Genomic DNA, 2607 nt, shown 5'->3' on the forward strand with positions numbered 1-2607 from the left:
CCGTTGATTGAAGTCCAGCGCCAACGAGTCTCATTGACCGAGCATGGTCGATTGCTGGTCGAATTGGCCGAACCGGTGGTGCACGGTTTTGACGGACTGTTAGAAGAATTCAACCTGCAGTCCCAGTCGATTCCACGACGGTTGTCGGTGGCCTCGCCGGCCAACATCCTGGTCAATGAACTGCCCGAGCCGATTTGCCAGTACTACGAACAACATGGCGATGTTGAATTGAGCCTGGTCGACGTGGTTTCCAACGTGGCCCGAGAGCTGCTCGAACGCGGCGAAGTCGATCTGGCCGTCGCGGGGCAGTTGGAGACGTCGTTTCCGTCGACGTTGTGCGCCGATCCGATCACCTGCTTTCCCTTCGTCTTGGTCGCACCGGAAGGCCATCCGATTTTCGATTACAAACGGATCACCCCGAAAACCTTGGTGCGATTTCCGTTGGTGATGTCCAGCGTCGGCACCAACACGCGGACGCGGGTGGATCAGGTCTTCGCCGAGGCGGGTTTGCTCGATCAGCGTCGCATCGTTTGTGAAACCAGCACGAAGAATCTGGCGATGCAGTTTGTGCAATTGGGGTTCGGCCTGGCGATCGCGCCGATCAGCCCCCGCTGGGGCGTCCAATCCATTCCGCACGGCGGCAGGCGTCTGAAGCTTCGTTCCCGCGATCTTTCCAATCTGTTCGGCACCGAACAGATCGTCATCCTGCGTCGGCGACATCGTCGCGAACCGGAACATCAGCAAGCGTTCCGCGAGATCGTGATCCGCAGCGTGCATTAGGCACTGCCTAATGGTCGTTAGGAATATTGTTCCACCTGGATGTTGTTTGGGCCGGTCGGACCCTTGACAATGAACGCGTCACCTCATCTCACCGAGCTTGGCGGAAGCACCGATGCGATTGTTTCGAGATAGTTTTTTCTTTTTGTTTATCGGCACCCTTTTCGTTTGCCCTGTCGGCTGTGGCCGCTCCACGGAGCCCAGCATGGAGCCTCGCACCGAGGCCGAGATTCAGGCGTATAAAGAGGAAGTCTACGGGGCCGAGGAAGCGGATTCTGCCGCGGCGGAGGAAGAGTGAAGGTGATGTCTCTTGTTCGGTGGCGATGGGGTTGGTCACCGAAACCTTTTTTTATTCTTTTGTCGAGGAACGTTCTCATGCACGGTCGACGCACAGCGCATAGACGAGACGGTTTCACGCTCGTCGAATTATTGGTGGTGATTGCGATCATTGGAATTCTGGTCGGTTTGCTCTTGCCGGCGGTTCAAGCGGCTCGCGAGGCCGCGCGGCGGATGAGTTGCAGCAACAATTTCAAACAGATCGGGATCGCACTGCACAACTATCATTCGGCCTACAAGCAGTTGCCGATCAACGGCACGGGGCCGACGAATGAATCCAACAACGCTTGCTGTGCGGAAGCCGTCACCGGCACGACGGGGTTGCCGCCGGTCGCGTTCACGCGGAATCTGTTGAGTTTTCTGGTCGGCATCACTCCGTTCATGGAACAGCAAGCGGTTTGGGATCAGATTTCCAATCAACACCGGGATTCCAATGGGCTGTATTGGCCGGCATTTGGCCCGGCCCCGTACGCCATTGACTATCGGCCTTGGAACGTGGACATCCCCAGCTATCGTTGTCCGAGCGATCCCGGACGGGGTTTGCCGGCGCTGGGCCGCACCAATTATGGGTGCAGCTATGGCGACAGCATGTGGCGGACGCAGTACGGCCAAAACTTTTTTCAAGGAAACGCCGGTCGCTGGCGGTATGGCGACCACACCGGACGGATGCGTCAGGTTCAGGGGTCGTGCCGCGGCATGTTTGTCCCCAGCAAAGGCACCAAGTTTCGTGATGTCTTGGACGGCCTGTCCAACACGGTCATGGGCGGCGAATTGGCGACCGATTTGGGCGATCGCAACATCTCGACCACCGGTTCACGCGCCAATGGCCGCGACAATCTGTTGAACAACCCGAAGTACTGTGAAGACAACAATCAGATCGATCCTGACCGTCCCAGGTTTTGGGCGACGACCGGCGTCAACTACACCGGCAATTCGACGATGCGTGGATACCGGTGGGCCGACCAGCGGCCCTTGTATTCGACGATCGCAACGATTTTGCCGCCCAACAGTGAGGTCTGTTTGATCGCCAACCACGGCGGTCACGGGGCGATTCCGCCGAGTAGCCGGCACCAGGGCGGGGCACACATCCTGATGGGTGACGGCGCCGTCGTGTTCATCACCGATTCGATCGAAGCGGGCAACTCGCGGGCTGCCGTTCCCTATTTCCGGAACAACAACAACCAGCATGCCGTCGGATTCCAAAGTCCGTATGGTTTGTGGGGCGCACTGGGGACTCGGGCTTCCAGCGAAACGATCGAGGAACAGTTGAACCAGTAACGTTCTTCAAACTGCTACAATCATCAGCGTCTGAAACATACTGAGAGACCTTGGGAACTGACGATGATGATGCGCTGGGCGAGATGGACACGATGGGTCGGTGGTTGGTGTTGCGTACTGTTGTGTGCGATCGTCTCTCAGGCGGTCTGCCCTCAGGCGGCATGCGGCGAGGACTGGCCGCAGTGGCGTGGCGTGGGGCGTGATGCGACGATTGAC

2 protein-coding genes are annotated in these 2607 nt (G+C 58.2%); both read left to right on the top strand.

Going from position 1 to position 2607, the window contains the following annotated elements; translation table 11 throughout:
• Positions 1 to 780, top strand: a 780-nt coding sequence (locus ABX749_RS29000; RefSeq protein WP_372899109.1) for a LysR family transcriptional regulator substrate-binding protein, incomplete at its 5' end; no start/stop codon positions are given.
• Between the two features lie 372 nt (positions 781 to 1152).
• Complete coding sequence (locus ABX749_RS29005; protein WP_372899110.1) at positions 1153 to 2391, top strand: DUF1559 domain-containing protein; 1239 nt, start codon at positions 1153 to 1155, stop codon at positions 2389 to 2391.
• The last annotated feature ends 216 nt before the right edge of the window (positions 2392 to 2607 follow it).

Source organism: Stieleria sp., assembly GCF_041595215.1.
In the GTDB taxonomy this organism is placed as follows: Bacteria; Planctomycetota; Planctomycetia; order Pirellulales; family Pirellulaceae; genus Stieleria; species Stieleria magnilauensis.